The sequence below is a fragment of the Deltaproteobacteria bacterium genome (assembly GCA_029210625.1).
GTDB lineage: Bacteria > Myxococcota > Myxococcia > SLRQ01 > SLRQ01 > JARGFU01.
In genome coordinates, this window is the sequence record JARGFU010000006.1 from 45,054 (window position 1) to 66,430 (window position 21,377).

The window sequence follows — 21,377 nt, forward strand, 5'->3', positions numbered from 1 at the left end:
CAGCGCTGGCTCGACGCTACTCGGAGCAGTGCCCCGGGCCGACGAAGCCGTTGTTGTAGTCGTCGAGGAGCGTGGCGAGGTCGATGAAGACCTGGCGCTCTGCCTGGCCGCGCTTGCCCTTGAGGGAGGCGACGAGCTCGGGCGAGTTGTTCAGCAGCAGCGCCTCGGCCTGGGCCAGCGCGTCGCGGACCTCGGTCGTGGTGGAGGCGCCGTTGAGGGTGTTGAGGTACGCCGCGATGTAGGCGTGGACCAGGATGTACCAGGCGTTGCCCTGCGGGGCGGTCCACAGCGCGTCGTAGTAGCTGAGGGTGTCGTAGAAGAGGGTGTCCGCGCCGCTCGGCAGCTGGGCCCAGGTGTCGTCGTAGGGCGCCGGGCCGATGGAGGAGTGGGTCTTCCAGTAGCCCGGGGTCAGGGTGCAGCCGTCGCCGCAGGCCAGCTCGATGGTCACGATCCAGCTGTCCTGACCGGCGGTGGCGGTGTCGTCGGTGACGAAGCTGGCCACGTTCTCGACGGTCGTGGTGCCGCAGGTCTCGGAGCCGAGGTAGAGCGAGTAGCTGAAGGTCTGCGGGGCGGTGTCGAAGCAGAGGGCGCCCAGGGGGCCGGCCAGGGTGTCGTCGATGGAGACGCAGTCGTCGATCGGGGTGACGGCCGCGACGTCGAAGCTCACCGGCGCCGAGCCGCTGAAGGCGGTGGTGCCGGCCGGGAGGGCCTGGCCGCCGCCGAAGGCGTAGTTCTGCAGGCTGGCGGTGGCGACGTTGGTGCGGGCCGCGCCGTCGGCGAGGTCGGCGGCGTAGGTGCACGTGAGGCTGCCACCGGCCGGGACCACCATCGAGGGGCAGGAGACGGCGGCGGCCACCCCGCCGTCCATGACGTCGATGAGGGAGAGGAGGCTGGCGTCACGGGTGGGGTTCGGGTTGGTGACCAGGATGCCGCCGGTGACGGCGTGATCCGAGTCCGCGGAGGCAGCGCTGGCGGTCACGTCGTAGGTGACGAGGTGCTGCTGCCCCTCGGAGAGGAGGAGGCTGGACTCGGAGGCGGTCTTGTCGATGCTCCAGGTGAAGGTCCGGGTCAGCGAGGTGGCGGCGTCCTTGGCCACCGCGAGGCGGTAGCAGTCCACGGCCACGTCGGCCGAGGCCGAGGCGCCGGTCTCGAGGAGGGTCGCGACGTTCGGGTGAGTGTAGGTGCCGGTGAGGCCGTTCCAGGTCACGCTCTCGCAGTCGAAGTGACCCTCGTAGCTCACGCTGCCGCTCTCGGCGAAGCTCCAGCTGGCGCCGTTGGTGTCGGTCACCGTCACGGTGGGGTTCACCTCGGTGATGTCGGCGGCGCCGAAGTCGACGTCCGCGGTGGCCACGTCACCGCCCACGGTGCCGGTGGTGTTCACGGTGGCGGTGTTCACGCGGTCGGTGCCGTCGGCGAGGGCGCCGACGTAGGTGCAGGTGAGGCTGGCGCCGGAGGCGAGGGTGGTGGGCAGGCCGCCCGGGCAGTTCACGCCCAGGATCTCGCCGGTCGAGAGGGTGTCGCGGACGCTGGTGATGTTCGCGGTGAAGGGCGTGCGGTTCTCGACGACGATGGTGCCGGCGACGGCGAAGTCGCTGTCGACGAAGCCGGTCTTCAGCACCTCGACGAGGTAGTCGGAGGAGGCCGCGTCACCGGCGAAGAGGCTCCAGGCCGCGGGAGAGACGCTCTTGGCGATGGCCCACTCGTAGGTGCGGGTGAAGGAGGTCTCGGCGGTCTTCGCGGCGTTCACCTCGTAGTCGAAGCAGACGCTGATGTGGCTGATCGCCGCCGCGCCGCCGCTCGCGTTGATCGGCGAGAAGAGGCCCTGATCGGAGGTGGCCTCCGGATCGTAGAGGTAGACGTTGGCGCCGTCGCCGCCCTTGGAGATCACGGCGTCGATGCCCATCGAGGAACCCCAGTCGAAGACGACGCCGTCGGCGGTGTTCCAGGAGAAGGTGTTGTAGGCGTCCATGGCGTAGTGGCCGGGGACGGGCGGATCGACCTTGAACTCGAAGCTGCCCAGACCGAGGTCGGCGCAGGTCGGGTTGCCAGGGTAGTAGACGGGCGTGACGGAGGCGGCCAGGACCGGCTGGGCCAGCACGATCGTGGCGAGGATGGCGAGGTAGCGAATGGCGCTCATGACTGACTCCGGAAGACCGCTGCGACGGCGATCTCGTTGAGGGGTTCCCCCCCGGTTGATGAGGAGCTCGCCGCCCGCTGGCGAGCCCTGTCCTACATGGGCGTACATGTAGGTTTTCGTGGCACACCAGTCAATCGAAATCTTGGGCCTTGTTCTCAAAATCGCTCTAAGCCACTGTAAATATTTGCTGTATATTTCTTCAGGAAGTTCAATCCGATGACGCGCCGTGTCGTCGACGCTCTTCCGCCACCGGTCCGGGGCGGTCTCGGGGCATGATGGGCGGGTGAGGGAGGGGAGCCGCAAGAAGCGTCCGGGTCCGCTGCGGACCATCGCCGGCTGGCTCTCCCTCCTGGTCCTGATCCCCCTGCTCTTCGTGATGATCGTCTTCGGGGCCTACGGGCTCGGCGAGCTGGCCCCCTCGGTGGCGTTGCTCGGGCCGGTCGCCCTCCTCCTCGAGGACCTCAAGCGCTTCCGGCAGAAGCGCTCACCCCACTCGCCGGTCTACGTCGCCGCGCGCTTGCCCTTCATGCCCTTCGTCATCCTGGCCTGGATGTGTCCCTTCGTCGCCTTCAACCACCTCTGGAAGACCTACCTCTTCGAGCTGAAGGGGGAGGTCAGCGTCTCGGTGCCCTTCCTCACCTACAGTGGAGACATCCTGAACGAGCTGCCCCCGGTCACCCGGATCTCGGCGGCCTGCGCCCTGCTCCTCGCGCTCTGGATCATCGGCAGCGTCACCCACCTGGTGCGGCGCCGGATCCGGCTGCTGGAGCAGACCGAGACCCTCTCCCTGCGCGAGCTGCGACCCGGGCCGGTCGAGCTGGTCGGCGTCGCCCGGGCGCCGGAGGGAGAGAGCGGTCCCCTCCTGCGCCACCGGGTCACCAAGAAGCAGAGCGGAGAGGAGGTCGTCGAGAAGCAGGTGCGACCCTTCTTCCTGGAGGAAGGAGAGCAGAGGATCCGGATCGATCCGGGCGAGGCGGAGTTCTTCGATCCCACCGCCACCGCGGCGGGCCGCGACGCCGCCCACTTCCTGCTCCTCACCCGGCGGCTGGTGAAGGAGGCCGAGCAGACGACCGCCACCCTGGAGGACGGTGATCGGGTCTACGTCTTCGGCACCGCCGCGCGGGAGGAGGACGGGCGCTGGATCATCCGGCCACGGCGTCGCCCGGCGCGAGCCGCCTTCTTCGATCGCCTGCTCTTCCTGGTGGAGCGGGAGATCACCTCGCGCGATCCCCGCGATCCTCCTCTTGCTCACGACCTAGGCCGGACGGACGATCTCCAGCAGCTTCTGCTCGCCGAGGCCGGGGATGGCGGGGGGCGCCACGCCGACATCTTCGCGCCAGAAGCGCTCGTCGGCGAAGAGCTCCACCGTGGCCCTGATGTGACCGTCCTGGCTGAAGAGCACCCCGCCGGGCTTCAGCAGGGGAAAGAGGTGCCGGGTACAGACGCGGGTCGAGGCGATGAGGTCCACGTCCAGGAGGGCCACGTCGATGGCCGCGTCGAGCCCCGGGAGGGTCTCCTCGAAGAGGCCCTTGTGGAAGGTGCAGACCTCCGGCGCGCCGAAGCGCTCGACGTGGCGGCGGACCGACTCGAGGCGGCCGCGGAAGGCGCCCTTGCGGTAGACCAGGGGGCGGCCGTCGAGGTGCTCGTGGCGCTCGTCGTTCTCGGGGATGCCCTGGAAGGTGTCGAAGACCAGCAGCCGGCCGCCCACCTTGCGAACCGCGAGCGAGAGCTTGGCCGTGCTCGAGCCCGAGCCGCTGCCGGCCTCGACGACCACGACCTCGCCCTGGCCGGCCCTCCGGAAGATGCGGTCGCAGACCCGCAACATCTCCTCGAGGGTGTGGTAGCCGCGCAGGGCGTGGGTGGTCCGCAGGAAGTCCCGCAGCAGCGCGAGGCGCGCCCGGCGGGAGAGCGCGAGGGGGTAGTCCGCGCGCAGGAAGTCGAGGACCTCGCGGCGATCCCGGGTCAGGAGGAAGCGCAGGGACTGCCCCTGCCGGTAGAGGGAGCCGGGCCCGCGCCGCAGCAGGCGGGAGGTCGAGGAGGGACGGCGCCCGGCGGCGCGGGGCGTGGCTGGCGAGGACCGCACGGCTGGCGGTCTAGCAGCCTAGCTGCTCGGCTTGAAGATCCAGGGGTAGGTCACCTGCACCACCCCGCCGCCCCGGGGCTCGGGGAAGCGCCAGCGCCGCACCCGCTGGAGGATGCACGCCTCGACCTCACCGTCGTCCAGGGTCGAGCGGGCGATCTCGGCGCTCGCCACGGCGCCCGTGCCGTCGATCACCCAGACGACCGCGACCTTGCCGTGGAGCTCGGGGTCCTTCTGGAGCGAGCGCTCGTAGCAGTACTTGATGGCGCTCTGGTGGCGCCTCACCACCCGCGCGATGACCTCACGGTCGAGGCCGCCCCGCACGAGGGTCGCCTCGGGCTCCAGGGGCGGGGGCTCCCGCTCGTGCCCCTCGAGCTCGAGGCCGCCGGGGCCGCCCGGGCCGCGATCACCGCGCCGGGTCCCCAGCCCGCCGATGCCGACCGCGTCGCCGCCCCCGCCCGGACCGAGGCCGCGCGAGCCGAGGCCGCCCACGCCGTGGGCGTCGCCCATCGAGGCGCCCGGGGTGAGGGCGCCCAGGGCGTTGTTGATCCCGCTGCCGAGGCCCGCGGGGCCGAAGATGTTGGAGGCCTCCGCGCGCCGCTCCTCGTCGTTGAGGAGACCGAGGAGGCCGGTCTTCATCATCCGCTCGCGGTCGCGCTCCCGCCGGCTCACGTCCACCAGCGGGGCGCCCTCCCGCGAGGGGGCGGCCGCCCGTCGCGCCGCGTCGGGCCGCCCGAAGGTGCCCTCCTCCTTGCGTGGGATCGCCCGGGGGCGCTCGAGGAGTGGGCCGCCGAAGTGGGCCTTTCGCTCCGGCGGCCGGATCAGGAGCGCGGTGAAGCGGTTCGGATCCCGGAACATCTCCTCGGAGAAGGAGAGCGGGTCGAGGGGCGTGAAGAGGAGGGCGCCGATGAAGAGCAGGTGCGCCATCAGCGAGGTCGAGAGGATCCGGGTGAAGCGGTAGTCGCGCTGCCCCGCTTCGAAGGCGAGGTGCTCGGGATCGGGGAGAGGCGGGGCGGGCGGGGTGGGGGTGGGATCCGTCATGCCTCGTTGGACCGCGCCCGGAGCCCCGGGTTCCTGCGGTGCGCCCGCGAGGGTGCTCTGCTTCGAGGGCGAGTCACGCCGGGCCCGGGGGTCCGGTGAAGATGGGAAGACGGGAACGGATGTCCGACGGGAGCTCGGGAAAGCCGCAACCGGACGCGCCGCGGGGAAGCTCGGCGAGCGCCACGGAGCCCTCCGTCTCCCCGACCGGCCGGGACACCTACCGCGAGCTCTTCGAGCGCTCGGCGGACGCCATCCTGATCATCGAGGGGGACCGCTTCGTCGACGCCAACCAGGCGGCGGTGGAGATGCTGCGCTACGGGAGCCGGGAGGAGGTCCTCCAGACCCACCCCTCCGAGCTCTCGCCCGCTTGCCAGCCCGACGGGCGCCCCTCCTACGAGAAGGCCAACGAGATGATCGCCCTGGCCTTCGAGCAGGGCAGCCACCGCTTCGAGTGGATGCACCGGCGGGCCGACGGCGAGGTCTTCCCGGTCGAGGTGCTGCTCACGGCGGTGGAGGGTGAGGCGGGGCGCAGCCTCCACGTGGTCTGGCGGGACATCTCCGAGCGCAAGCGGCTGGAGGCGCAGCTGCGCCAGACCTCGAAGATGGAGGCCATCGGCCGCCTGGCCGGCGGCATCGCCCACGACTTCAACAACCTCCTGGTCGGGGTCCTGGGCAACGCCGACCTGCTGGCCCGGGACCTGGGCGAGGAGGCCGCGGGGCAGGAGTACCTCGAGGGGATCATCGAGTCCGCCGATCGGGCGGCGGACCTGGTCAGGCAGCTCCTGGCCTTCAGCCGCAAGCAGGAGCTGCAGCCTCGCAACCTCGAGCTCTCCGCCGTGGTGCGCGGCCTGGAGCAGTTCCTCCGGCGCCTGCTGGGAGAGGCCATCCGCCTCGAGATCCGCTATCCCGAGGCGCGGGTCCTGGTGCGGGGGGATCCGGGCCAGATCGAGCAGGTGGTGATCAACCTCTGCACGAACGCCCGGGACGCCATGCAGGAGGGAGGAGTCCTCGAGGTGTCGATCGGTGAGCTCGAGCTCGGCGAGGCCCGCACCCTGAGCAGCGGCAGCTTGCCGGCCGGCCACTACGCCAGGCTGAAGGTGCGGGATCAGGGCCGGGGGATGGACGACGAGACCCTCGGCCGGGCCTTCGAGCCCTTCTTCACGACCAAGGAGGTGGGCCAGGGCACCGGCCTCGGCCTGGCCACGGTCTACGGGATCGTGAAGCAGGCGCAGGGCGCCATCGCCATCGAGAGCGCGCCGGGAGAGGGGACCCGGGTCTCGGTCTTCCTCCCCGTCCTTCCGGCGGGGAGCGTCGTCCAGCCCGGCGCGATCCAGCCGGCGGCCGTCGAGCAGGCCCCGGCCGGCCAGGAGACGATCCTGGTGGTGGAGGACGAGCCGGTCGTCTCCAACCTGGCGGTGAAGATCCTCTCCCGCGCCGGCTACCGGGTGCTGGTCGCCCGGGACGGGGTGGACGCCCTGGCGGCCTGGCGGGACTTCCACGCCGAGAACCCCGGCCGCTGCGTCGACCTCCTCTTCACCGACGTCGTGATGCCCCGGATGGGGGGGCCGGCCCTGGTGCAGGCGCTGGCCGAGGAGGGCAGGCTGCCGCGGGTCCTCTTCGCCTCGGGCTACACGGCCGAGCTCCTGGCCGACCTCCGAGACGGCCCCCTGGAGATCGACCTGCTCGAGAAGCCCTTCTCGGGCGAGCGGCTCCTGGCCCGGGTCCGGGCCGCGCTCGAGCGCCCGCCGCCGGGCGGGGCCTGAGCGCCCCCGCCGCGCACCTCATCGTCCGGGGAGATCTCTGGTAGAGAGGGGCCTCCTCCCACCCCCGTCCCCGGGGCGACCTCCAAGGAGCCATCTCATGAGCGAGCTGCGCGCGATCGACACCCTCTTCCCTCTCCTCCTGAAGAGCTGGAAGCAGAGCTGGGTGGAGGCCACCAACTCCGCGGGCGAGCTGAAGTGCAAGGTCGAGCAGGCCTGGGGCGACGGCTACGAGAACGGTGAGGAGCTGATCGCGGCCATGGACGCGGCTGGAGTGCAGACCATCCTGGCCACCGATCTCCTCGCCTGGTCCTACCCGCGCCAGACCCGCTTCGCCAACGACACCACCTCCGAGATCGCGGAGATGACCAAGAAGTACCCGGGTCGGGTCTACGGTCTGGCCGACTACGATCCCTTCCACATCCGCGCCAGCCTCGAGAAGGTCGAGCGGGACGTGAAGGAGCACGGCTACAAGGGCATCTACCTCCACATCTACGGCTACGACATCGGCCTGGATCACCGGAAGATGTACCCCCTCTACGCCCTCTGCGAGAGCCTGGGGATCGCCGTCTCGATGCAGATCGGCCACGTCCTGGAGGCCATGCCCAGCGAGCACGGCCGCCCGATCCAGCTCGACCGCATCGCCTGCGACTTCCCGGACCTGACCCTGGTGGGCACCCACACCGGCTGGCCCTGGGTCGAGGAGGCGCTGGCCGTCATCTCCAAGTGGCCGAACGTCTACCTCTCCACCAGCGCCTGGCTGCCCAAGTACTTCTCGCCGACCCTGCTCGCTTTCCTCAACTCGCGGGTGGGCAGCCAGAAGATCCTCTTCGGCTCCAACGGCCTGGACTGGCAGCGCTACCTCGATCAGTGGGCCGAGCTGGGCCTGCGCGAGGACTCCTCCCACGCCATGCTCTTCGAGAACCCGAAGCGGGTCTTCAAGCTGGACTAGGGCGGACCCCTTCGCGAACGAGATGGGGGACGCGAGACGCCTGGCAGAGGTCGCCCACCAGCGCGGTGGGCGCCTCGCGGCCGAGAAGGTGCGGCTGCTGGAGGACCTCCGCGAGCGCGGCGCGCTCGGGCGCCGTGAGCGGCGCGGCGTCGCCGCCTCGGTCAACTACCTGCGGGCCTATCCGGACGACGCGGCGGTGCGCCGGGCAGCCGAGCGGCTCGCGGCCGAGCTGCCCGCCGAGGAGGTGGTCTACGAGTACTCCTACGGGGTGCTGCAGAGGCTGGTCCGCCTCTTCCCCGGTGCGCTCGAGTTCGACTGGGAGCTGCTGCCGGACGACGGCCCGATCATCGAGGCCCTCGAGGTGCTCCTCCCCCCCGGAGAGCGGCAGGCCTTCGAGTCGGGCGATCTCGGCGTCGAGGAGTGGTTCTCGCTCGCGCGCCCGGAGCCCGGCTGCACGGACCTCGAGCACCTCCTGCGGCTCTTCGAGCGCTCGTCGCTCCCGGGGCAGGCGCGGGTCCTCCTCTTCGAGCGCTGCGAGCTCCCGGTGCGCTACGCCGGACCGCCGAGCACCCGGATCGCCTTCCCCACCGGGCGGGTGAGCTACCGCCGCCGCCCGCCGGACCGCAGCCGCTTCCCCCTGCCGCCGGTGATCCGCTCCCCCCTCGGGAGGCTGCGGCGAGGCGGGCCGCGGGAGATCGACCTGGCCCTGCAGGCGCTCTGCGCGCGCAGCCTGGAGATCCACTCGCTGATCTACCCGAACCCGGAGGAGGTCTGGATCGCCGACTGCGGGCGGGGCCTCGAGGTGCTGCTCATCGGCACCCACCCCGACTGGCGCGGCCCCTGGGAGGTCATCTCCTTCTTCGGCATCGTCCAGAACGGGGTGCCGCTGGCCTACGGGCCGGCCGGCGTCTTCGGGGGCTGCTGCGAGATGGGCATCAACCTCTTCCCCGAGTTCCGCGGCGCCGAGATCCGGAACATCTACGCCCAGCTGATGCGGGTGCTCCACCACCACCTGGGCGTCGAGTACTTCTTCCTCGACCGCTACGGCATGGGCGTGGGCAACCCCGACGCGATCGCCTCCGGCGCCTTCTGGTTCTACCGGAAGCTCGGCTTCCTCCCGACCGAGCCGGTCATCGCCGAGCTGGCGCTCCGGGAGGAGGAGAGGATGCGAAGAGAGCCCGGCTACCGCTGTGATCGCCGCACGCTGCGCCGGCTCTCGCATACCGAGGCCTACCTCGATCTCTCCGGGGGCCGCCTGCGGCCCCTGGATCTGGCCGGCCTCGGCGCGGCCGAGAGCGCCCAGGTGGCGCGGCGCTTCGCCGGTGATCGCGAGCGCGCGCGGCGCGCCTCGGTGCGCTCGGTGGCGAAGGTGCTCGAGCTGGACCCGCGGGAGCCGGCGCTGCCGGGGCTCGCGCCCACCCTGGCCCTCCTGCCGGATCTGGAGGGCTGGCCCCGCGCGGAGCGCCGCCGGCTCGCGCGCTTCGTGCGCGCCAAGGGGGCCGCGCAGGAGGCCGAGGCGGCCCGGCTCTCGGCCCGCCTGCCGCGCCTGCTGGCCGGCCTGCGCGCCCTCGCCCGGCCCGAGGGCGGCGGCTCACTCTGACGGCTCGCGACCGATCGCGTATCATCCGCGGATGCGCGTCCACCCGCAGACGTTCGCCCCGCTGCTCCTGGCGGCCTCCTGGATCCTCCTCGCCCCCGCCTGCGGGGAGCCCGTCGACGACGACGGCCACCAGAGCGACGCCGGCTCGGTCGACGCGGCGCCGGACAGCGGCACCGACGGCGGCTACGACGGGGGCGCACCGGACGCGAGCTACGACGGGGGGGATGACGGGGGCACGCCCGACGCTGGCTACGACGGCGGCTACGACGGAGGGGATGACGGGGGCACGCCGGACGCCAGCTCCGACGCCGGCGTCGATGGCGGGGACGACGGTGGCCTGGCCGACGTGGTCACGCCCTGCGCAGAGATCTCCGCGCTGGACAACTACAGCTTCATCTCCGGGCCCAACTACTACCTGGGGACCCCGAACCCGGCGCTGGGCGGCGCCGACCCGGACGAGACCCACCTCTTCTTCTTCTCGGACCTCACGGGCGCCTTCAACCTGGCGGCGCCCCCCAACGACAACTACGCCACCTGCGAGCAGTGCCTGATGGTGCTGGAGGATGTTGGGCCGAACGGGGCGGTGCGGCAGTACTTCCCCTCCGAGGGCTACATGGAGATCGTGGGCAACGAGTCGCCGCGCCTGGGGAACGCGACGATCAACCTCTACTCGGTGAGGCTGGTGGAGGTGAGCATCGACCCGATCACCTGGGTCTCGACGCCGGTGCCGGGCGGGGCCTGTGTCCAGTTCACCGACCTGGTCCTCGTCCCCTAGGGCGCCCGGCGGGAAGGTCCCCGGCCGAGGGCTTCGCCTTCGGCCCCGAGTTCTTGTAGTCGTGGGGCATGCTGGAACCACGAGCGGGACTCCTGCCGATCTGCCTCGCCCTCGGCGGCGCGCTGATCGGCGCGGGGGGATGCAGGACGACGCCAGGCGCAGGTGAATCGATGACCCAGGAGAAGATGCAGGAGCAGGAGCCCCTCGAGGCCCGGGCCGCGCGGCTCGCGAGGGAGCTGCTCATCGTGGACGGTCACATCGACCTGCCCTATCGCCTCTGGGAGGGGCGCGACGAGAGCGGCGCGCTCACCGAGGACATCGGCCAGCGCACCGAGAAGGGAGACTTCGATCTTCCCCGGGCCGAGGCCGGTGGGCTGGACGCGCCCTTCCTCGCCATCTACGTCTCGCCCAAGCTCGCCGCGGAGCCGGGCGCCTCGAAGGCGCAGGCCGACGCCCTCATCGATCTGGTCGAGGGCCTGGTCGCCGCCCACCCCGAGCGGATGGCCCTGGCCCGCAGCCCCGACGAGGTCGAGGAGCGCTTCGCGCAGGGGAAGCTGGCCACCCTGCTCGGCATCGAGAACGGCTCGGCCCTCGAGGACGATCTCGCGAACCTGGAGCACTTCCACGATCGGGGGGTGCGCTACGTCACCCTGACCCACTCGAAGAACAACCGCATCGGCGACTCCTCCTACGAGGAGCCCGAGGAGCGGCTGCACCACGGGCTCTCGGAGTTCGGGGTCGCGGTGGTGAAGGAGATGAACCGCCTGGGCCTCATGGTCGACGTCTCCCACGTCTCGGACGAGACCTTGCGCGCGGTGCTCGAGGTGGCCGAGGCGCCGGTCATCGCCTCGCACTCGGGGCTGCGCCACTTCACCCCCGGCTTCGAGCGCAACCTCGACGACGAGGGCGTGAAGGGCATCGCCGCCGGCGGCGGGATCGTGATGGTGAACTTCGGCTCGATGTTCGTCTCCGAGGCCGCGCAGAAGGCCTCCGAGGCGCGCTGGAAGGCGGGGGACACCTACGCCGAGGCCCAGGGGCTCTCCTGGAAGGAGGAGGAGGAGCGGGCGAAGATCGAGGCCTACCTCGACGAGCACCACCCCCGGGTCGACGCCACCCTCGCCCAGGTCGTCGATCACATCGACCGGGTGGTGGCGCTCGCCGGCGTCGACCACGTCGGCCTCGGCTCCGACTACGACGGCGTCGGCCCCGGCGTGCCGGTGGGCCTGGAGGACGCATCGAGGTACCCGGCCCTGATCGCCGAGCTCCTGCGGCGGGGCTACACCGAGCCCCAGGTCGCGCAGATCTGCTCGGGCAACCTGATGCGGGTCTGGCGGGCGGTCGAGGCCCACGCCGCCTCCGGGAAGTAGAGATGTCGATGGCCGGGAGGCGCCGCCCGATCCTCTTCCTCGTCCCCCTGGGGATCGTCGCGGTCGTGGTCGTCGGCCTCGAGCTCGGCGCCTTCTGGAAGGCGAAGGAGCTGGCCGACGCCGGTCCGCGCGAGCCTCCCCTCTCGCCCATGAGCAAGGTGGAGCGGGACCTCTACGCGGTCGTGCTCCCGGCGCTCGAGGCCGAGGAGCCCGGGTCCGCCCTCGCGCTGCGGCTCCGCCGCTCCCTCGCGCGGGTGGGACGAAGCCGCCAGCTCCCCGGAGCGCCGGCTGGAGGGGCGGGGATCGAGGACCCGCGATCGGAGACGCCGCCCTGCGGCACCCCGCTCGAGCGGGAGATCTGCGGCCGGCACCCTGCCCTCCCGGTCCTCCTGGCGCCCGCCCCGGGCGAGGGGGCCGTGCGCCCCGAGCTCGAGGCCGAGCGCCGCCGGCTACGGAAGCGCCTGCGGGCGTCGGCGGAGGAGGCGCCCCCGACCGATCCCCTCACCGCCGCGCTCTTCCTCGAGGCGCTCAGCGCCCGGCCGTCGCCAGCAGCACCGAGCCGATGACGAGGGCGGGCAGCGCGAGGATCACCGCCAGGATCAGCCAGGCAGAGGGGTGGGCGAAGTTCAGGGTCTGCCCCATGCCGAAGAGCTTGGGCACGAAGATCCGCGGATCGTCGGGGTTCTTGTAGGCCAGCGCGCCGTAGCCCTCGGGCAGCTCCTCCCCGGCCTCGCGGCTCTTCCTCGCCGCGTCCAGGATGCTCCAGAAGCCCAGGGCGCAGGCGAGGCCGACGCCGAGCAGGATGACGGCCACCGAGACGGTCACCGGCGGCTGGAGGAGGGGCAGGGCCAGCCCGGTGTAGACGGTGGCGAGGACGATGGCGACGGCCACCCAGCGGACCATTGCCACGTAGCCGCTCGAGAGGACCGGCAGCGCCTTGCCCTGCCGCACGACGAAGAGGGCGACGGCCTCGAGGGCGGCCCAGACCAGGGCCCCCAGGAGGAAGGGGAGGAAGGCGGTCACGCCCTCCTTGTGGGACCAGCCGTCGGGCTGCCCCCCGGGCCCCCAGTGGACCGGCCAGACCTCGGGGACCCGTCCCCAGAGGAGGAGCAGGACGAGCAGCCCGAGGATCAGGAGCAGGGGGGAGAGCCAGCGCAACATCTAGAAGGGCACGTCCACGGCCTGGCAGAGGAAGCGCATCAGCGGGGCGGCGCTCTTGAAGTCCTTCGCCACCTCCTTCAGGAAGCCGGGGCTCGTCACGGCGGCGACCGACACCTGCTTCACCGCGATGAAGTCCTTGCGGCGCAGATCCTCGGCGGCCGGGTGATCGTCGCTCCAGGGCTTGGGGGTGCGCTTGAGGCTCTCACCGGAGAGCGCGAAGCTGGCCGTGAAGGCCTTGCCCGAGATCGCCTTCTTCCAGGCCTTCGGGTCCTCGGCGATGGCCGCCCGGATCTGGCGGGCCACCGGCGGGTCGGGGCGCCAGAGCCCGACGCCGACGAAGCACTCGCCCGGCTCGAGGTGGAGGTAGAAGCCCGGGGCGTGGGCGCTCTTCGCCTGCTCGTGGCGGAAGTGGATCCCCACCTGGGTCTTGTAGGGGGTCTTGTCCTTGCCGAAGCGAGTGTCGCGCTGGATGCGGAAGAGGGACCCGCCCACCTTCTTCGCGCTGGCGACGAAGTGGGGGCTGATCGCCTCGAGCGGAGCCTCGAAGTCGCGGATGAAGGCGAGGGAGGGCTCGCGCAGCGCGGACTCGTAGCGATCCTGGTGCTCCTTGAACCAGGCGCGGTCGTTGTTGCGCTTCAGGTCCTTCAGGTAGGCGAAGAGGGCGGGGGAGAAGTGGGCGCTGGACATGGGGTGACGATACCCCTGGCCTGGGGGCCGCGCCCACCAGGGGTGGCCCGATCTTCCCCGAGAGCGGCCCGATCCTGGCAGGAGCGAGGGCTGGCACGGAGCCTGCTACTCCCGGGGCCGAACCCTCATCCCCTCAAAGGAGGCCCCCATGGGCACCTTCTTCTTCGTCTTGATGATCGGATGCATCGCGGGCTTCGGTGGCGCCGCGCTGGCCTCTCACCTGCGGGAGGAGAAGGATTGGGAGCGCTTCCGCTTCCTGTCCTAGAGCGGACCGCGGCCGGCCGGCTGGGTGGGCTGCACCGGCTGGGGGGTCGTCGGCGCGGCGGGTGCCGGCTGGGCGGTCTCCATCTGGGCGTCGAGGCGGCGGGCGTCCGCGCGCCGACGCTCGAGGGCCGTCTGGTAGCTGCGGGCCCGGCCGTTGGCCAGCTCGACGGCCGCCTGCTGGGCCAGCTCCACCGCGTGATCGAGGTCGCCGGTGCGCTCGGAGGCCAGGGCCAGGTTGAAGTGAGCCTTGCCCTTCAGCTTGGGGTCGCCGGTCTCGCCGGCGAGCTGCGACCAGATCCGGACGGCCCCGGCCCAGTCGCTGGCCCGCACGTGGCGCTTGGCGTCCTGCAGCAGGGGGTGGCCGCGGGTGTAGTAGCTGCGGCTGACCCAGACGTAGCTGGGAGCCACCCGGCGCCCGTAGGCCGCGCCCACCTCCTGCCCCAGCTTGGTGAGCTGGCTGCGGACGTTGGCCAGGTTGTTGCGGACCTGCTCGGGGGTCTCCCCCTCGGCGGTGAAGGTCTCGTCGATCCGGCGCCGGACCATCTCGTCGACGACCTGGTGCTGCCGGGCGTCGTAGAAGCGGATGGTGACGGTCACCCGGGCCTCGCGTGAGCCGCGGACGTTCTGGCTGCTGGAGCCCGAGCTGGCCTGGGTGCTGGGGAACTGGATGCCGCCGGTGTCGGAGTCGAACATCTCCAGGGAGACGACGCCGTCGCAGCCCGCCTGCTTGCAGATGCGATCGATGAGGGGCCAGCTCGCCGGGCGATCGTCGGGGCTCGACTCCAGATCCCGTCGGGAGAGGCCGGGGGCGCCGACGACCTCGAAGCGAGGCGAGTCGATCAGCGCTCGCTCCACCGCCTGCACCGCGGCCTGCGCGCCGTCGCGGTCGGCCATGATGTCCTCTCCGGTGAGGGCCCCCTCGAGGGCGTCGAGGAAGCCCTGACCGGCGTTGCGCGGTGTGCTGCGATCGACCACCGCCACCTTCTGGACGCTCGGTGGCACCGTGACCGGCGCCGAGGCCAGCACCTGGAGCTTCACGCCCCCCATGCAGCCGGTGGAGAGGAGGGCCAGGGAGAGGAGGGCGAGGGCGCCACCGCGGAGCAGACGATCCATGAGATTGCCTTTCGCTTCTTTCGTTTCGGTCGAGAGGATCAGAGCCGCAGGCCGAGCATCAGCTGGAAGCCGAGGCCCTTGGCGAGGTCGGGCTCCGACTCGGTGTCGGTGCCGGTGGCGCCGCCGACGAAGGCGTCGGCGACGTGCACCTCGAGCTCGTAGGAGGCCATGAGCAGGGCCTGGAAGTGGCCGAAGGCGACCTGCACGCCGAGGCGCGGGCCGAGGAGCGCCCGGTAGAGCTTCCGGTCGCAGGGTGTGGCCGCCCCCTCGTCGGTGCTGCAGGGGAGCTCCACGCCGGCCGCCTCGTCCCAGCGGCCGGGGTTGGGGGCCGTCGCGTCGTTGAAGAAGACGATGCCACCGGCGAAGCCGACGAAGGGGGCGAGGAACCTCCAGGCGATCGGCATGATCCGCAGCTCGGGCCGCAGGAGGATCCCGTTCATCGGGCCCTTGGGATCGAGCCAGCCGAGCTCGAGGCCCATCCCCACCGCGCCGCCCTGACCGTGCAGGGCGAGCTGGAAGACGGGGGCGCCGGCCTGCAGGCCCGCCGCGACCCCCAGGGAGAAGCCGTTGCGAGGATCCTTCCGCAGGTCGGAGAGGGTCGGGTAGGCGGTCTGCTTCACCGTGGGCGGCGGGCGCCGCGGCGGCACCGGCGGCAGCGCCTTCACCCCGGGGTCCCGGGAGAGGAGCTCGTGGACCAGTCCGGCGGTCTCCTGGAGGAGGGGCTCGATGTTGGTCTCGATCACCACCATCCGGGTGGCGCTGGAGAGGCGGCGGCCCGCGCGCGTGTCGATCAGCGCGAGGTTGAGCCGGGCGGAGGAGCCGACCCGGGTCAGCTTGCCGGCCAGGAGACGGTCGGTCTTCAGGAGCTCACCGAAGTCGGCGGCGCAGCTCTCGTCGATGCAGCCCAGGAGCTGCTTCTGGGCCTCGAAGTCGATCATGGCCCGGAGCTGCTCGGCTGAGGTGATCTCGTAGACGTCGTAGTGGACCAGCCACCCCTCGATCCACTGGGTCGCCGCCTCGGCCGCCTCCTGCTTCACCCCGGCGCCGGCCTCCAGGTTCATCAGGGACACGCTCGGGCGCGTGGGCTCCGGTGGCGGCGCTGGCTCCGGTGCAGGCTCCGGCGCGGGTGCGGGTTCGGGGGTGGGCGCCGGCGCCTCCTCGGCCCTCGCCGGCAGGGCGAGGGAGAGGAGGGCGCCGAGGCAGATCAGGGACGCGGGGCTCGAGCGCCTCACCTTCAGTTGAACCAGACGGTGAAGCCGGCCTGGGCCATCAGGTCGGTGTTGGCGAAGAGGTTCAGGCCGACACCGGGATCGTAGGTCGGGCCGCCGCTGAAGGCCTGGTTGCCGGTCAGCAGGCTGATCACCGCGCCGGCCTGGGTGTGGATCGAGAAGAACTTCGTCACGAACCACTCGGGCCGGAGGCCCGCCTCGAGGTGGAAGTAGTGGGCCGTGGTGGACAGGCCGCTGAAGTCCGGTCCCCGGGTGATCGTGTAGCCCAGGCCGAAGGGGATCGTGAGGTAGACGGTCCGCGAGAGGATCAGGCCCAGGTAGATGCCCCGCAGGGTCAGTCCGAGCTGGACCGTCGCCGGAGAGCCGGAGCCCAGGGCGAGCACCGCGCCGGCCAGCACCTGGAAGTGGAAGAGGGCCGAGGCGGGGTAGACGAGGGAGAGGGCCGGCAGGCGCAGGGTGTGCTCGCTGCCACCCGTGCTCTCGGTGGCGGGCGCCAGCCGGAAGCCCATCGTTCCCTCGACGCCCACGCCGAAGGAGCCGGTGCGGTCCTCGGGCTGGGGCGGCGTCTCGTCCTTCACCTCGGGGACCACCGTGGTGGAGGCGGTGGGCGCGCTCTCGCCCAGGGGATTCATCGAGGGCGCCTCGCCGGTCTCGGTGCCCCCGGTGGCCTCACTCTCGGGCTCGGAGGCCGTGCCCTCGTCGGCCCAGGAGTCGGTGGTGTCCCCGTCGGAGGCGGTGTCCACCGTCCCACCGAGGGGGTCGGTGGTGGTCTGGGCCAGCGCGGTGGTCGAGAGCGAGAGCGCGGCCAGCGCGGCCACGCAGAACGAGAGACGTCGCATGATTCCTCCCTCGGCCGGTACGTCACCTCCCCCGACCGTCGTGACAATGGTTCGGCCAGAAACCCTGGCTGCCGCATCCTACGAGCGATGGGCGCGTGGCGTCAGCCCTCGCGGCCGAACTTCAGGGGCCGAAGAGCTCGTCCACGACGTAGGTGACGCTGACGCCGAGCACCGCTCCGGCCAGCACGTCGGAGAGGTAGTGGCGGCCGTCCTGGATCCGGGAGGCGCCCACCAGCAGGGTCAGGAGGGTGGCGGGCAGCCCCGCCCGCCAGCCGTAGCGGCGCCAGAGCAGGGTGGCCCAGGCCGCGGCCGAGGAGGTGTGCCCCGAGGGGAAGGAGGAGCGGTGCCCGGAGTCGGGCCGGGGGCGGCCGACGCTCACCTTGAGGAGGTCGGTGAGGCCGGCGTTGATCAGCTGCGAGACCACGAAGGACTCGAGGGCGCGCCGGTGGCCGGGGCGCCGCGCCTCCCGGTCCCAGAGCGAGAGCCCCCCGAGGGTCAGGGCGCTCCCCGCCAGCACGTAGGTGGGAGCCTGGCTGCCCACCTCCGAGAGCCTCCCGAGCGGCTGGTTCTCCCGGGCCCAGTCCGAGGACTCCCGGTCCCAGTCCGAGGCGAAGCTGATCACCGAGAAGGAGAAGGTGAAGCCGGCGACCTTCCAGGCGCCGTGCCGGGAGAGGCGCTGCCAGGCGTCCGGGGTGGCGGCCTCGGTCTCGCTCCCCCCGGGCTCCACCGCGCAGGGTGCTGTCGCGGTCGCGGGTGCGGCCTCCTCCTCGGCGCGGGCCGGCAGCGGGGAGGCCGCCAGGAGCGCGAGGAGGAGCAGGGCTCGAGGAGGGAGGGGCGCCGGCATCGCCGGCGATCCCTATCACAGCGCCGTGGCGGGATCCCGGGGTGGCTCGGCCGGCCGGGCCGGATCCGGATCGATCCGGGGGGGCTCGAGCTTCCAGTCCGTGCGGCCGGTGATCTGCATCATCACGAAGAGGGTGAGGATGGCGCCCACCGTGATCGCCAGCCCGGTGAAGCCCTGCCAGAAGAAGGTGATGGAGAAGAGCACCAGGTAGAGGGCCTGGGGCAGGGCCATCTTCGCGAGGGCGAAGCGCCAGCCGGTGAAGAGGCGGGTGTAGGAGGTGACCAGGCCCAGGGAGACCCCCGAGGCGATCGCGAAGGAGGGGGCGATGGCGAGGTGGTCGACCAGGTAGGCGAAGAGGAGGTGGAAGGCGAAGAAGCCGCAGCCGATCATGAAGAAGTGCATGGGGTGGAGCTTCACCTGTCCAGCGGTCGCCAGCACGCCGACCACGAAGAAGAAGAAGAGCAGGCCGATGGGCGCGAAGAAGGTGATCCGCGCCGCGATGGGCCCCGGGCTCGGGAGCTGCGGCAGCACGACCCCGATGTCCTTGGAGGCCAGCAGCGAGTCGAAGGTCCACTGCCCCTCCCAGCCGGTGGCGGTGGTCTGCTGGGAGGAGGGCGAGAGGGTGCGGAGGGGAAAGTCCACCGCCTCGAAGTTGGTGCGCATCACCAGCGAGAAGTTCTCGGTGCGGGTCTGATCGCCGCCCCCCAGACGGTAGTGCCAGCTCCCGAGCCCGCGCGAGCGGTAGCGCACGGCGTAGGTGCGCACCTCGCCCTCGGCGAGGTGGACCTCCCACGCGAGGTCACCGCCGCTGACGGTGGTCTCGATCGGGCGGGCCGTGCCCTCGTCCACGCGCTCGACGGAGAGGCCGTCGTAGACCACCGCGCCGGAGGAGAGGGGGAAGAGCAGGTCGAGCTGACGGTCCTCGCCGGTGTCGTTCTCGATCCGGTAGAGGGCATCGAAGCCCACCTCGTAGGTGGCGAACCAGGCCAGCCCGCGCTGCCGGTGCTCGAGGTCGAGGCGCACGCCGATCTCGCTGCCCCCGAGGGCGACGGGGTGCTCGCGCGTCTCCATCCGCGTCACGGTGCGCTCGTGGGCGTTGCCCCGATCGTCGTAGTAGGTCTCGGTGTCCTGGACGGGGACCGAGGTCGTGTAGCTCACCCGCAGGGGGTGCTGCTCGAGCTCGGGGCCCCAGAGCCCCTGCACCTCCCAGGGCGACGAGGCCTCGTCGGTGCGGTGAACGAGGGTGCCGCCGAGCACCATCCAGGCGACGGAGCAGGCGAACCAGATCCCGGCAATGGCGATGAGTCGTTTCATGGCCGGCTGCCATGGCAAGGCGGGTGCCAGCCTGGCGGGGGGGCCAGGGGGCCGGAAAAGGGCGCTTTCGAGGCGGAGAGCGCCGGTGGGAAGGGCGGGCCGTGGCCTCGTGGCCACGCGGCCCGTCTCCCTCCCGCCACGACCCCGGGGGTGTCCCCCCGGGGGTGGTCAGAGGTGGGTCAGCGTCCGCGGTGCGGGCCGCCCCGGGCGTTCTTCACCCGGAAGGCGATCGCCTGGGTCGAGACGGTGCCCGTCCAGGCGTCGCGGCGGGCCTGGCGGCCGTCGTAGTTGCGGGGGATGTGCAGCGAGGCGCTCACCACCCAGTCGCCCGCGTCGCGCAGGCCGCAGACCTGGCCGAGGTCGATGCGCAGGGGAGCGGCGCGGCCGCCGGAGAGCTCGATGTAGTCGGCGGCGCTCGGCGGCCCGGCCATCGAGGCGGCGGCGCGGCACATCCGGGAGCGGCCGTACTGGTCGCGCAGGGTGAAGGTGATCATGAAGGGCTGCGGCAGGGCCACGAAGTAGGGGGTGCCCGTGGGGGCCTCGAGCTGCAGCGTCACCTCGATGGGCTCGTCGCCGTGGGGCGCCCGGGCCGGGGGCAGCAGCCGCGCCACCGGGGGCAGCGGCCGGGCCGGGCTCGCCGGGTGCTGATCGTAGGAGGGGGGCGGCGGGTTGTAGGGGCGGACCTCGGCCTGGCGCGGCGCGATGTCGAGGGTGTGGGTCGGCGCCTTGAGGGTGCCGTTCCAGATCGGCACCGAGTGCCCGTTGCGGCGAATGAAGCCGCTGCCGCCGGCGGGCAGGGTGTAGGAGAGCACCACCTGGTGCCGGCCGGCCGGGAGGTCGGGGCAGAGGTTGCGCAGGTCGATCTTGGTGGAGAGCGCGCCGCCCGGGCTCACGGTCCGCGAGGCGAGCTGGAGCTGACCGAGGTCGCCCACCTGACGCGGAGCGCAGCGGTAGAAGGCGCCCCGGGGGCCCCAGACCTCGGCGGAGAGCCAGAGCAGGGTGGGGGGCGTCAGGCCCACGAGGTCGGGCCCGAGGTTGCGCACCCGCAGGTCGAGGAGGATGGGGTCACCCTCCTGGAGGGCGACGCCGCGGGGCTGGCTCACCTCGAGGCGGAGGTTGGCCCGCGCCTCGGCCGGCTCGCGGAAGAAGGGCAGGTTGTTGCCCTGGACCCGGCCCTGGAAGGCCTGGCGGCGCTGCGCGGGCGGCAGGCTCTTGTGGTCGGCCGGGTTCACGGCGTAGGTCGCGCTGACGGTGTAGGCGCCCGGTGCGGAGAGGTCGCAGATCTGGGCGAGGTCGACCTCGACCTGCCGCGACTGACCGACGGGCAGGGCCTGGAAGGCGCCGGCCTGGTAGAGGCGGGTGAGGGTGCCGCGGCAGCTCACCTGCTGGCCGTCGGCCCGCTTGATCATCAGGTTCAGGGCCGGGGGCGAGGGCTCGAGCACCAGCACCGAGTCGGGGCCGTGGTTGCGCAGGTCCAGGGTGAGGACCATCGGCTCGTTGACCCGGCTGCGCCGCTGGCGGGAGAGGTGGAGGGCGAGGTTGGCCCGCGCCTTCGGGGCGTTGACCTCCAGGGTGGTGGACGCCTGCAGCTCACCGACGTAGGCGTCGTAGCCGTAGCTGTAGCCGTCGAAGGTCAGCGGGATGCGGTACTTCAGCTTCACCTGGTACTTGCCCTCGGGCACGCCCTGGCAGAAGCCGTCGAGGTAGACGCTCTTGTCCATCATCCCGCCCGCGGGCAGGGAGTAGAAGCGGTCCGGGCGGATCTGCCGGGGGATGTCCACCGGCTCGCTGCAACGACGCACCTGCCGGGTGCGCACGTTGGTCAGCTCGAAGGTCATGAAGCCCTTGCGCATCTCGTAGAGGATCACCGGGACGGTGTTGTCGTTGCGCAGGGTCACCCGCACCGGGATGTTCTCCTCCGGGAGGAAGACCGGCTTGGCCGGATCCACGAAGAGCCGCAGGTTCTGGCCGAGCTGGGCCGGAGGCGGCACCGGCGCGGGCGCCGGGGGCGGCGGCGGCGGGGGGGGAGGCGGGGGCGTGGGCTCCGGCGGCGGAGCCGGGGGCGGCGGCGCCGGGGGTGGCGGGGTCATCTCCCCCTCGCCGGGGTTCGGGGAGGTGGTCGGGGGCGTCCCCGCGGGCGGGTCCACCACGTAGAAGCAGCCGGCCAGGGCGAGCACGGGTGCCAGGATCAGGATGGACGAGAGCTTCTTCATG

The 21,377-nt window shown here is 72.0% G+C and carries 18 protein-coding genes; 6 read left to right on the forward strand and 12 right to left on the reverse strand.

The window, feature by feature from the left end:
* Positions 1 to 16 precede the first annotated feature (16 nt).
* The 4 genes from P1V51_07095 to P1V51_07110 form a co-directional block, all read right to left on the reverse strand.
* A complete protein-coding gene (locus P1V51_07095) occupies positions 17 to 2,137 on the reverse strand; it encodes a hypothetical protein (GenBank protein MDF1562791.1) in 2,121 nt (706 codons plus the stop codon).
* A 484-nt stretch (positions 2,138 to 2,621) separates the two neighbouring features.
* Positions 2,622 to 3,389, reverse strand: a complete 768-nt coding sequence (locus tag P1V51_07100; protein MDF1562792.1) for a hypothetical protein — start codon at positions 3,387 to 3,389, stop codon at positions 2,622 to 2,624.
* Between the two features lie 3 nt (positions 3,390 to 3,392).
* Positions 3,393 to 4,220: a macrocin O-methyltransferase gene (locus P1V51_07105; protein ID MDF1562793.1), complete on the reverse strand. Its 828-nt coding sequence runs from the start codon at positions 4,218 to 4,220 to the stop codon at positions 3,393 to 3,395.
* 18 nt (positions 4,221 to 4,238) lie between these two features.
* Entirely contained in the window at positions 4,239 to 5,258 is a 1,020-nt protein-coding gene (locus P1V51_07110; protein MDF1562794.1) for an AgmX/PglI C-terminal domain-containing protein, read from the reverse strand.
* Between the two features lie 119 nt (positions 5,259 to 5,377).
* On the opposite strand from P1V51_07110, the gene P1V51_07115 reads away from it, so the two are divergent.
* The 6 genes from P1V51_07115 to P1V51_07140 all read left to right on the forward strand — a co-directional run bounded on the left by P1V51_07115 (position 5,378) and on the right by P1V51_07140 (position 12,278).
* Positions 5,378 to 7,021 (forward strand): ATP-binding protein, encoded by a 1,644-nt coding sequence (locus P1V51_07115; GenBank protein MDF1562795.1) that lies wholly within the window; start codon positions 5,378 to 5,380, stop codon positions 7,019 to 7,021.
* Between the two features lie 97 nt (positions 7,022 to 7,118).
* Complete coding sequence (locus P1V51_07120) at positions 7,119 to 7,970, forward strand: amidohydrolase family protein (protein ID MDF1562796.1); 852 nt, start codon at positions 7,119 to 7,121, stop codon at positions 7,968 to 7,970.
* Between the two features lie 22 nt (positions 7,971 to 7,992).
* On the forward strand, positions 7,993 to 9,570 hold the full coding sequence (locus P1V51_07125; GenBank protein MDF1562797.1) for a hypothetical protein: 1,578 nt from the start codon (positions 7,993 to 7,995) through the stop codon (positions 9,568 to 9,570).
* Between the two features lie 31 nt (positions 9,571 to 9,601).
* The gene (locus P1V51_07130; protein ID MDF1562798.1) at positions 9,602 to 10,345 is read left to right on the forward strand and encodes a hypothetical protein; all 744 of its coding nucleotides are present in this window, start codon (positions 9,602 to 9,604) and stop codon (positions 10,343 to 10,345) included.
* Between the two features lie 170 nt (positions 10,346 to 10,515).
* Positions 10,516 to 11,712: a dipeptidase gene (locus tag P1V51_07135; GenBank protein MDF1562799.1), complete on the forward strand. Its 1,197-nt coding sequence runs from the start codon at positions 10,516 to 10,518 to the stop codon at positions 11,710 to 11,712.
* An 8-nt stretch (positions 11,713 to 11,720) separates the two neighbouring features.
* Positions 11,721 to 12,278 carry a hypothetical protein gene (locus P1V51_07140; GenBank protein ID MDF1562800.1) on the forward strand — a complete coding sequence of 186 codons (558 nt, stop codon included), beginning with the start codon at positions 11,721 to 11,723 and terminating at the stop codon, positions 12,276 to 12,278.
* On the opposite strand, the gene P1V51_07145 is transcribed toward P1V51_07140, so the two are convergent.
* The 8 genes from P1V51_07145 to P1V51_07180 all read right to left on the reverse strand — a co-directional run bounded on the left by P1V51_07145 (position 12,241) and on the right by P1V51_07180 (position 21,376).
* Positions 12,241 to 12,873 carry a DUF1648 domain-containing protein gene (locus tag P1V51_07145; protein MDF1562801.1) on the reverse strand — a complete coding sequence of 211 codons (633 nt, stop codon included), beginning with the start codon at positions 12,871 to 12,873 and terminating at the stop codon, positions 12,241 to 12,243. The two genes, P1V51_07140 and P1V51_07145, sit on opposite strands and share 38 nt — an antisense overlap.
* The gene (locus tag P1V51_07150; protein ID MDF1562802.1) at positions 12,874 to 13,560 is read right to left on the reverse strand and encodes a DUF2461 domain-containing protein; all 687 of its coding nucleotides are present in this window, start codon (positions 13,558 to 13,560) and stop codon (positions 12,874 to 12,876) included.
* Between the two features lie 261 nt (positions 13,561 to 13,821).
* A complete protein-coding gene (locus P1V51_07155; protein ID MDF1562803.1) occupies positions 13,822 to 14,937 on the reverse strand; it encodes a DUF6340 family protein in 1,116 nt (371 codons plus the stop codon).
* A gap of 38 nt (positions 14,938 to 14,975) precedes the next feature.
* On the reverse strand, positions 14,976 to 16,169 hold the full coding sequence (locus P1V51_07160; GenBank protein MDF1562804.1) for a hypothetical protein: 1,194 nt from the start codon (positions 16,167 to 16,169) through the stop codon (positions 14,976 to 14,978).
* A gap of 2 nt (positions 16,170 to 16,171) precedes the next feature.
* Positions 16,172 to 17,005, reverse strand: a complete 834-nt coding sequence (locus P1V51_07165) for a hypothetical protein (protein ID MDF1562805.1) — start codon at positions 17,003 to 17,005, stop codon at positions 16,172 to 16,174.
* A 121-nt stretch (positions 17,006 to 17,126) separates the two neighbouring features.
* A complete protein-coding gene (locus tag P1V51_07170) occupies positions 17,127 to 17,849 on the reverse strand; it encodes a phosphatase PAP2 family protein (protein ID MDF1562806.1) in 723 nt (240 codons plus the stop codon).
* A gap of 15 nt (positions 17,850 to 17,864) precedes the next feature.
* Entirely contained in the window at positions 17,865 to 19,163 is a 1,299-nt protein-coding gene (locus P1V51_07175; GenBank protein MDF1562807.1) for an inner membrane CreD family protein, read from the reverse strand.
* A 179-nt stretch (positions 19,164 to 19,342) separates the two neighbouring features.
* On the reverse strand, positions 19,343 to 21,376 hold the full coding sequence (locus P1V51_07180) for a hypothetical protein (protein ID MDF1562808.1): 2,034 nt from the start codon (positions 21,374 to 21,376) through the stop codon (positions 19,343 to 19,345).
* Position 21,377: the final 1 nt, after the last annotated feature.

Bases quoted from the DNA above. Each gene is read 5' to 3' on its own strand.
- P1V51_07095 (MDF1562791.1), bottom strand. From the start codon at position 2,137: ATGAGCGCCATTCGCTACCTCGCCATCCTCGCCACGATCGTGCTGGCC.
- P1V51_07110 (MDF1562794.1), bottom strand. From the start codon at position 5,258: ATGACGGATCCCACCCCCACCCCGCCCGCCCCGCCTCTCCCCGATCCC.
- P1V51_07115 (MDF1562795.1), top strand. From the start codon at position 5,378: ATGTCCGACGGGAGCTCGGGAAAGCCGCAACCGGACGCGCCGCGGGGA.
- P1V51_07120 (MDF1562796.1), top strand. From the start codon at position 7,119: ATGAGCGAGCTGCGCGCGATCGACACCCTCTTCCCTCTCCTCCTGAAG.
- P1V51_07125 (MDF1562797.1), top strand. From the start codon at position 7,993: ATGGGGGACGCGAGACGCCTGGCAGAGGTCGCCCACCAGCGCGGTGGG.
- P1V51_07130 (MDF1562798.1), top strand. From the start codon at position 9,602: ATGCGCGTCCACCCGCAGACGTTCGCCCCGCTGCTCCTGGCGGCCTCC.
- P1V51_07135 (MDF1562799.1), top strand. From the start codon at position 10,516: ATGACCCAGGAGAAGATGCAGGAGCAGGAGCCCCTCGAGGCCCGGGCC.
- P1V51_07140 (MDF1562800.1), top strand. From the start codon at position 11,721: ATGGCCGGGAGGCGCCGCCCGATCCTCTTCCTCGTCCCCCTGGGGATC.
- P1V51_07145 (MDF1562801.1), bottom strand. From the start codon at position 12,873: ATGTTGCGCTGGCTCTCCCCCCTGCTCCTGATCCTCGGGCTGCTCGTC.
- P1V51_07150 (MDF1562802.1), bottom strand. From the start codon at position 13,560: ATGTCCAGCGCCCACTTCTCCCCCGCCCTCTTCGCCTACCTGAAGGAC.
- P1V51_07155 (MDF1562803.1), bottom strand. From the start codon at position 14,937: ATGGATCGTCTGCTCCGCGGTGGCGCCCTCGCCCTCCTCTCCCTGGCC.
- P1V51_07165 (MDF1562805.1), bottom strand. From the start codon at position 17,005: ATGCGACGTCTCTCGTTCTGCGTGGCCGCGCTGGCCGCGCTCTCGCTC.
- P1V51_07170 (MDF1562806.1), bottom strand. From the start codon at position 17,849: ATGCCGGCGCCCCTCCCTCCTCGAGCCCTGCTCCTCCTCGCGCTCCTG.
- P1V51_07175 (MDF1562807.1), bottom strand. From the start codon at position 19,163: ATGAAACGACTCATCGCCATTGCCGGGATCTGGTTCGCCTGCTCCGTC.
- P1V51_07180 (MDF1562808.1), bottom strand. From the start codon at position 21,376: ATGAAGAAGCTCTCGTCCATCCTGATCCTGGCACCCGTGCTCGCCCTG.